This is a genomic window from Neptuniibacter sp., assembly GCF_024231755.1.
Classification (GTDB): domain Bacteria; phylum Pseudomonadota; class Gammaproteobacteria; order Pseudomonadales; family Balneatricaceae; genus Neptuniibacter.
Genome location: NZ_JAAEQH010000048.1, coordinates 1 through 8587, shown reverse-complemented (window position 1 = coordinate 8587; position 8587 = coordinate 1). Strand labels below are relative to the sequence as shown.

Below are 8587 nucleotides of genomic sequence, written 5' to 3'. Positions count from 1 at the left end.
ATTTGTAGCCCTATTGATCCACGCAAGATACAGGTGAACAATGGCGAAAAAGCTATTTATTAAAACCCACGGCTGTCAGATGAACGAATATGACTCTGCACGTATGGCAGATCTGCTGGGGGAAAGCCATGAACTTGAGCTTACAGAAGATGATAAAGAAGCAGATGTGCTACTGCTCAACACCTGTTCTATCCGTGAAAAAGCGCAGGAAAAAGTTTTCCATCAGTTAGGCCGTTGGCGCAAACTGAAAGAGAGCAACCCTGACCTCAAGATCGGCGTGGGTGGCTGCGTTGCTAGTCAGGAAGGGGATAACATCCTAAAACGCGCCCCTTACGTGGATATGATTTTTGGTCCACAAACCCTGCACCGCCTTCCGGAAATGATCACGGAAACCGGTACCGGAGGTGTTGGTATCGTGGATGTATCCTTCCCGGAGATCGAAAAATTCGATCATCTGCCAGCACCAAAAGTGGAAGGCGCTGAAGCCTTTGTTTCCGTAATGGAAGGCTGCTCTAAATACTGCACATTCTGCGTGGTGCCATACACTCGCGGAGAAGAGGTAAGCCGCCCACTTGATGATGTCATTACCGAGTGCGTGGAACTGGCTGAGCAAGGTGTGCGTGAAGTGAACTTGCTGGGTCAGAATGTAAATGCATATCAGGGCGATACTCACGATGGCGATACTGCTGACCTAGCAGAGCTGATCCGTTGTGTTGCAGCTGTCGATGGCATCGACCGTATCCGCTTTACAACCAGCCATCCGGTAGAGTTTACCGATAGTCTGATCGATGTTTATGAAGAGGTTCCAGAGCTTGTAAGCTTCCTGCACCTTCCAGTTCAGAGCGGTTCAGACAAGATATTAATGGCAATGAAGCGCGGCCATACTGCACTTGAATACAAGTCCAAGATCCGCCGCATCCGCAAGGCCCGCCCGGATATCGAAATCTCATCTGATTTTATTATCGGCTTCCCTAACGAAACCGATGCAGATTTCGCTGCAACGATGAAACTGATAGAAGATATCGGTTTTGATAACAGCTACAGCTTCATCTACAGTCGTCGTCCGGGTACACCTGCATCTGATCTGCCTGATAACATTGACGAAGAAACCAAGAAAGAGCGTCTACAGATTTTGCAAAGCCGCATCATCCAGAATGCACAGCAGATCAGCCGCCGCATGGTAGACAGCACCCAGACAATTCTGGTGAATGGTTATTCTAAGAAAGATCCAGGCCTTCTATCTGGTCGCACAGAAAACAACCGCGTGGTTAATTTCCGCTGCAGTAACCCTGATCTGATCGGCCACTTTGCTGACGTCAAAATTGTCCAGGCTTACGCCAATTCTCTGGTAGGTGAACTGATCAGTTCCGAGCTGGATGACAACTACTCTCTTAAGGCGGGCTAACCTTGACCACAGCACAATCGATTAAGCTGACTTTAGAGCCGGAGAACGGCGCTTATCTGGCCAACCTATGCGGACCATTTAACGAACACCTAAAACTGATTGAGCGCCGTGTAGGTATTGAGATCCGCAACCATGGCAATCATTTCCAGCTGTTAGGTGATATCGAAGCGATCACACAGGTGTCCGACATGCTCGAATCCCTGTATGAAGATGCGAAACAGAATAAAACTCTGTCACCGGACCAGATTCATCTTCTGATCCAGCAAAGCGGGCTAGACCAGATCATCAGCCACCAGAAGATTCAGGATACAGACATCGCTATTCGTACCAAAAAAACTCTGATCCGCCCCCGCGGGGAAAACCAACAGGGTTACGTACGCTCTATTCTGGAACACGATATTAATTTTGGTATAGGCCCTGCCGGTACCGGTAAAACCTACCTCGCGGTAGCCTGTGCTGTTGACGCACTGGAACGTGAGGAAGTGGATCGTATTCTGCTGGTTCGTCCAGCGGTTGAAGCTGGTGAGAAGCTGGGCTTTCTACCCGGCGATCTGACACAGAAAGTAGATCCTTACCTACGCCCGCTTTACGACGCTCTTTACGAGATGCTTGGTTTTGAACGAGTAGGCAAATTGATCGAGCGCAACGTTATTGAAGTAGCTCCACTGGCGTTTATGCGTGGTCGAACCCTGAATAACTCCTTTGTTATTCTCGATGAAAGCCAGAACACGACAAAAGAACAGATGAAAATGTTCCTGACCCGAATCGGTTTTGGTTCCACCGCAGTAATTACCGGTGATATTACCCAGATCGATCTCCCTAAAGGCACAAAATCAGGCCTGGTACACACCATCCAAGTCCTGGATGGTGTAAAGGATATCGGTTTCACTCGCTTTACAGCGAAAGATGTTGTCCGCCACCCACTGGTACAACATATCGTGCGCGCTTATGACCGTTTCGAAAAACTGGAACAAGAGAAAGGCCAGTAAATATGAGCTTCAACTGCGACATCCAGTACGAGATCGAAGGGGAGCTGCCAAATGAAGCTCAGTTTCAACAATGGGTCGATGCAGCTCTCAGTGATCAACTTGATGAAGGGGAACTCTGCATTCGCATCGTCTCCCCTGAAGAAAGCCAGGAACTGAATCACACCTATCGAGACAAAAATAAACCGACCAATGTTCTGTCATTTCCTTTTGAAGTTCCGGAAGGTATCCCGTTGAAACTACTGGGGGATCTGGTGATCTGTGCAGATGTCGTAGGCAGAGAAGCCGAGGAACAGAATAAACCACTTTTCAATCATTGGGCACATATGGTGGTACATGGTTGCTTGCATCTAATCGGTTTCGATCATATAAATGACGAAGATGCTGAAGAGATGGAAAGTCTGGAACGCAAAATACTCGCCAGCATGGATATTGACGACCCTTACCGGGACGATACATAAATCAGGAAAACAAAACAGATCATGAGCGAAGACCGATCGGAACAGCCTAAGGGCTGGTTTGGCAAACTTACCCAGGCATTCAGTGATGAACCTCGTAGCCGCGAGGACTTATTATCCGATTTACGTCAGGCGAGCGACGAAAACCTGCTGGATAGCGAAGCGCTAACTATTATGGAAGGCGCAATGCAGGTATCTGATATGCAGGTACGTGAAGCGATGCTGCCGCGCTCACAGATGGTTGTTGTAGAAGCCGACCAGACACCAAAAGAGTTTCTTCCTGTCATCATCTCCAGCGCCCATTCTCGCTTCCCTGTAATCGGTGAGACTCCTGATGAGATTCTGGGCATCTTGCTCGCTAAAGATCTTCTTCCTCTGATTCTCGAAGGTGACACCGAAAGTTTCGATCTGAAGAGCAAACTACGTCCAGCCACCTTTGTTCCTGAATCTAAACGCCTAAATGTTCTGCTGAAAGAGTTTCGCGTAACCCGCAACCATATGGCGATTGTGATGGATGAATACGGTGGCGTGTCCGGCCTGATCACCATCGAAGACGTACTGGAAGAGATCGTTGGCGAGATTGAGGATGAGCATGACTCCGAAGAGGACGATGGCAACATCAAACCTTTTGAAGAGAATGCCTACATCATCAAAGCGTTAACGCCAGTAGAAGACTTTAACGAGTATTTCTCGGTAGGTTTTCCGGAAGATGACTTTGATACCTTGGGTGGCATTGTAACCCAGCACTTTGGGCACCTGCCTAAGAAAGATGAGACAGTGGACATCGACGGATTCACTTTCAAGGTACTCTCTGCAGATACCCGTCGCATTCGCCTGCTACAGGTCACCCGTAACGGATAACACACTATGCCTCTGCAATTACTTATCTGCCTGATTGCAGGGGCGTTGATCGCCCCCAGCCTTGCCCCGTTCGATCAAAAATACCTAACTCTACTGATCCCGGCTGTAATTTATCTCTGCAGCTACCAAAAAACTGCTAAACAAAGCGCCCTACTTGGCTGGATGTTTGGACTGGGTTTTTTCGGCACAGGTGTTTCCTGGGTTTTTGTTAGCATCAATGAGCATAGTCAGACCCCTCTACCCATAGCAGTCACCTTAACCATTCTCTTTGTTGCCGGGCTGGCACTGTTATTTTCCCTGCAACTTTTCCTGTGGAAAAAACTATTTACTGCACGGCTTCTGGCAGCTAGCTTCGCGGGCATATGGGTTCTGTTTGAGTGGCTACGTAGCTGGCTGTTTACCGGTTTCCCATGGCTTTATCTCGGCAATGCAACACTGGAAACGCCTCTGCAGAACCTTATCCCGATTGGCGGAGTCTGGCTCGCAAGCCTTGCGGTAGTTATTCTCTCTTTGTGCCTTGCTGAATTTATCCGCAGCCGCAAGCTGCTTCCGCTACTCATTTTTCCTCTTCCGCTGATCGGCTGTTATCTCCTTCCAATTGAGTGGACTGAGGAGAAAGGTTCGAATCTAAAAGTTGCTTTGATACAGCCCAATATTCCTCAGCGAATCAAATGGAACCCAGACTATCGACCTGAGATCCTTAACAAATATCAAGAGATGTCCAGCGACCATCTGGATAGCGAACTGATGTTATGGCCAGAAACAGCTATTCCCTCGCTGTTCCGGCATTCCGCCTTACCACTAGCAGATATTCTCAATGATCTGGATAGCAACGGCGTAACTCTTATCAGTGGTCTCCCCAGCACTGAGGCCGATTCAGCACACCCCAAAGGCTATCGCATCCATAACAGCCTTGCTGTGCTGACAACCGGCACAGGCATATACCATAAACAGCGCCTGGTACCATTTGGCGAGTATGTTCCAATGGAGAATCAACTACGCGGACTGCTCGACTTCTTTAACCTACCCATGTCCAGCTTCTCCCTACCAAAGGAAGCACAACCACTACTCAAAGTTGGACCGCACCAGCTAAATGCAGCGATTTGCTATGAAATAGCCTATCCAGCACTGGTTAGAAACGGCGCAATTAATGCTGATTTTATCCTGACAGTATCGAACGACACTTGGTTTGGTGATTCAATCGCCCCCGCCCAACACCTGCAAATTGCGCAAGTACGCGCTCTGGAAAATGGACGCTGGGTTATTCGCGGCACCAATAACGGCATTACAGCGCTGATAAATCACAAAGGGGAAGTCGTTGAGCAACTGCCACAATTCCAATCCGGGGTTTTAAGAGCAGAGGCCATGGCTATGCAGGGGCTCACCCCATTTCAAATGCACGGCTCCATCCCGGTGTTAGGATTTGCTTTCTTACTGACACTAATCGGGATAGGAGCGCAGCGAAGAACCGAAGCAAACCCCTATCCTGATTTTAGATAAAGCCGTAAGCTGCAGCTGGATTATTTGCGCTTAGGGCCAGGGATGGGAAACCCTTTTAAAGAGCTTCGCCTGGCAGCTGGAACAAGGTCCCAGCTTCTCAGTTTTTTGCAGGCTTAACTGATCGCCACAATTCAGACACTCCAGCGTCCCTACCGTTGCCAGTTCCCCTGCTAAATACTGATCCTCATCGTGATCAAGCCTCTCCCGTAATTCTTCCTGCTCAACACGGGTGCGATCTGCGATCAGGCGCAGCTGCTCAGCAAGGGTGTGCTCTAATGCATTGAGATCAAATTTGAGCCATGCAGCGATTCCCTCTCCGGTTTCATGGGCATAGTAACCTAACTTTTTCAGGTCACGCTGTAGGTAAGCATTGAGCAGATCCACCTCATCACGGGTCATTTCTTCAGCGGCCAGTTCCAGCTCTACCGCATCATGAATTTTCTCCTGCAGCAGATCCCAGGACAGTGCTTCAGAGTTCTTCAAGTCACGAGTCAGACGTAATAACACCCGATCATAGTCAGAAGAAGCCAGTTTGCTGTTTTTATCGCTATTTTGCTCCATAAATACCCCTCAAAATCAGCCGAAACTCTGTTTGCCTCTATGTATATATTGTATCCTATACCGCAATTTACAAATTTTCTTTACCGGCATCCAAAGAGTCCGTTCAGAATTCTGATCGAACTCAACAAGATGCCGGTTTTTCATCCCAGGTATCACGATACACGAACATGAACGAAACATATCGTCCGCAAAAGATTGAGCCATCCATCCAGAAACACTGGCAAGATAACGACAGCTTCAAATGTGAAGAAGATTTGCAGAAAGAGAAATTCTACTGCCTGTCTATGTTCCCGTACCCAAGCGGCCGACTCCACATGGGTCATGTTCGTAACTACACCATCGGTGATGTAGTTTCCCGCTACCAGCGCATGCAAGGCAAAAACGTACTGCAGCCAATGGGCTGGGATGCGTTTGGTCTGCCAGCAGAAAACGCAGCGATGAAGAACAACGTAGCTCCAGCGAAATGGACCTACGAAAATATCGATTACATGCGCAATCAGCTGCAGCAGATGGGCTTTGGTTACGACTGGAATCGTGAACTGGCTACCTGCCATCCGGAATACTACCGTTGGGAGCAGTGGTTCTTCACTAAGTTGATGGACAAAGGTCTGGTTTACAAGAAAGAAGCTGAAGTGAACTGGGACCCGGTTGACCAGACCGTACTGGCAAACGAGCAGGTTATCGATGGTCGCGGCTGGCGCTCTGGCGCTCTGGTTGAGCGCAAGAAGATTCCACAGTGGTTCCTGAAAATCACTGACTACGCTGACCAGCTTCTAGAAGACCTGGATAAACTGGACCAGTGGCCAGAACAGGTTCGCACCATGCAGAAGAATTGGATTGGCCGCTCTGAAGGTGTCGAGCTGAAATTTGATGTCGCTGATTACGGTGAACTGGAAGTCTTCACAACTCGTCCAGACACTCTAATGGGCGTAACTTACGTTGCCGTTGCTGCTCAACACCCATTGGCAATTAAAGCAGCACAGAACAATGCTGAGCTGGCTGAATTCATCGAAGAGTGTAAAAACGTTAAAGTTGCCGAAGCTGATATGGCGACAATGGACAAGAAAGGTATGGCTCTGGGTATCACAGCCACTCACCCGCTAACGGGTGAGGAAGTACCTGTCTGGACAGCTAACTTTGTCCTGATGGATTACGGTTCAGGTGCGGTAATGTCTGTACCGGGTCATGACCAACGTGATTGGGAGTTCGCTACTAAGTACGGCCTGCCGATCAAACAGGTTATCCGCTCTGTTGAAGACGAAAATATCGATCTGTCAGTTGAAGCGTTTACTGAAAAAGGCGCTCTGGTAAATTCAGGTGACTACGATGACCTGGAATTTGATATGGCCTTCAAAGCGATCGCATCTGATCTTGAAGCCAAAGGCAAAGGTAAAGTCACCGTTAATTTCCGCCTGCGTGACTGGGGTGTTTCCCGTCAGCGTTACTGGGGTGCTCCAATCCCTGTAATTAACTGCAAGAGCTGTGGTGCTGTTCCTGTACCGGAAGATCAGCTACCCGTTGAACTGCCAACAGAAGTTGAGTTTGATGGCAGCGGCTCGCCTATCAAGAAGATGGAAAGCTTTATCAACACCACCTGCCCGAAATGTGGCGGTGCTGCTGAACGCGAAACAGATACCTTCGACACCTTTATGGAATCTAGCTGGTACTACGCACGCTACGCTTCGCGCAGCAGTGAAAACGCGATGCTGGAGCCGGAAAAAGCAAACTACTGGCTGCCAGTAGATCAGTATATCGGCGGCATTGAGCACGCTATTCTTCACCTGCTTTACTCCCGCTTCTTCCACAAGCTGATGCGTGACGAAGGTCTGGTAGACAGTGACGAGCCGTTCAAACGCTTGCTGTGCCAAGGCATGGTTCTGGCAGACAGCTACTACTACGAAGATGTAAATGGCGGCCAGGTTTGGGTTGCGCCAACAGACGTTGACGTTAAGACTGATGACAAAGGCCGTGTGATCACAGCCACTCACCGTGAAACCGGTACCGAGCTGAAACACGACGGTATGTCGAAAATGTCCAAGTCTAAGAACAACGGCATCGACCCGCAGGTGATGATCGACAAATACGGTGCTGATACCGTACGTCTGTTCATGATGTTTGCGGCCCCACCGGAGCAATCTCTTGAGTGGTCTGATACCGGCGTAGAAGGCGCACACCGCTTCATGAAGCGCCTGTGGAAGCAGGTCCACGATCACCTGAATGTAGGCGGTTCATCGGTAGCTATCGATAAAGACAGCCTGACCGATGTGCAGAAAGAACTACGCCTGAAAACGCACACGACTATTCAGAAAGTTACTGATGACATCGAACGCCGTCAGACTTTCAACACAGCAATCGCAGCAGTAATGGAACTATCCAATACAATCGCCAAGTTTGTTGATATCAGCGAACAGGGCCGTGCTGTAATGCAGGAAGCTCTGGAAGCAGCAACATTGCTGCTATCACCAATCACTCCGCATATCAGCCACCAACTGTGGCAGGAGCTGGGTCATGACGGTGATGTACTGGTTGCAGAGTGGCCTGAAGTGGATGAGTCCGCACTGGTGCAGGACACTATCCAGCTGGTTGTACAGGTAAACGGTAAAGTACGCGCAAAAATCAACGTTGCTGCTGATGCCGATGAAGATGTGGTACTTCACACTGCCCTGGCAGATGAAAATGTACAGAAACACATGGCTGACAAAACAATCCGTAAGAAGATTGTTGTCCCTGGTCGTCTGGTAAATATCGTTGTAGGCTAATCGCCACAAAGTGCCCAAGGAGCATATATGATCACGCAGTGGAAAGCCTCTCTGGCT

Annotated in this window: 7 protein-coding genes; 6 read left to right on the top strand and 1 reads right to left on the bottom strand. The window is 49.0% G+C overall.

Annotated elements, in window-relative coordinates; genetic code table 11:
• Window positions 1–40 precede the first annotated feature (40 nt).
• The 5 genes from miaB to lnt are packed head-to-tail and all read left to right on the top strand — an operon-like array spanning window position 41 to window position 5210.
• Complete coding sequence (gene miaB / locus GY843_RS01820) at window positions 41–1405, top strand: tRNA (N6-isopentenyl adenosine(37)-C2)-methylthiotransferase MiaB (RefSeq protein ID WP_297306014.1); 1365 nt, start codon at window positions 41–43, stop codon at window positions 1403–1405.
• Between the two features lie 2 nt (window positions 1406–1407).
• Window positions 1408–2394 (top strand): PhoH family protein, encoded by a 987-nt coding sequence (locus GY843_RS01815; protein ID WP_297306013.1) that lies wholly within the window; start codon window positions 1408–1410, stop codon window positions 2392–2394.
• A 2-nt stretch (window positions 2395–2396) separates the two neighbouring features.
• The gene (gene ybeY, locus GY843_RS01810; protein ID WP_297306012.1) at window positions 2397–2852 is read left to right on the top strand and encodes an rRNA maturation RNase YbeY; all 456 of its coding nucleotides are present in this window, start codon (window positions 2397–2399) and stop codon (window positions 2850–2852) included.
• A 21-nt stretch (window positions 2853–2873) separates the two neighbouring features.
• Window positions 2874–3710, top strand: coding sequence for an HlyC/CorC family transporter (locus tag GY843_RS01805; RefSeq protein ID WP_297306011.1), 837 nt, complete (start codon window positions 2874–2876; stop codon window positions 3708–3710).
• 6 nt (window positions 3711–3716) lie between these two features.
• Window positions 3717–5210: an apolipoprotein N-acyltransferase gene (gene lnt, locus GY843_RS01800; RefSeq protein WP_297306010.1), complete on the top strand. Its 1494-nt coding sequence runs from the start codon at window positions 3717–3719 to the stop codon at window positions 5208–5210.
• A gap of 30 nt (window positions 5211–5240) precedes the next feature.
• Here the strand turns inward: lnt and GY843_RS01795 are convergent, their stop codons facing one another.
• A complete protein-coding gene (locus GY843_RS01795) occupies window positions 5241–5771 on the bottom strand; it encodes a zinc ribbon-containing protein (protein WP_297306009.1) in 531 nt (176 codons plus the stop codon).
• A 167-nt stretch (window positions 5772–5938) separates the two neighbouring features.
• On the opposite strand from GY843_RS01795, the gene leuS reads away from it, so the two are divergent.
• Window positions 5939–8530, top strand: a complete 2592-nt coding sequence (gene leuS / locus GY843_RS01790) for a leucine--tRNA ligase (protein WP_297306008.1) — start codon at window positions 5939–5941, stop codon at window positions 8528–8530.
• Window positions 8531–8587 lie beyond the last annotated feature (57 nt).

What these genes read in the sequence shown, in the direction of transcription:
- miaB (WP_297306014.1), top strand. Translation starts at nt 41, where the DNA reads ATGGCGAAAAAGCTATTTATTAAAACCCACGGCTGTCAGATGAACGAA.
- ybeY (WP_297306012.1), top strand. Translation starts at nt 2,397, where the DNA reads ATGAGCTTCAACTGCGACATCCAGTACGAGATCGAAGGGGAGCTGCCA.
- GY843_RS01805 (WP_297306011.1), top strand. Translation starts at nt 2,874, where the DNA reads ATGAGCGAAGACCGATCGGAACAGCCTAAGGGCTGGTTTGGCAAACTT.
- lnt (WP_297306010.1), top strand. Translation starts at nt 3,717, where the DNA reads ATGCCTCTGCAATTACTTATCTGCCTGATTGCAGGGGCGTTGATCGCC.
- GY843_RS01795 (WP_297306009.1), bottom strand. Translation starts at nt 5,771, where the DNA reads ATGGAGCAAAATAGCGATAAAAACAGCAAACTGGCTTCTTCTGACTAT.
- leuS (WP_297306008.1), top strand. Translation starts at nt 5,939, where the DNA reads ATGAACGAAACATATCGTCCGCAAAAGATTGAGCCATCCATCCAGAAA.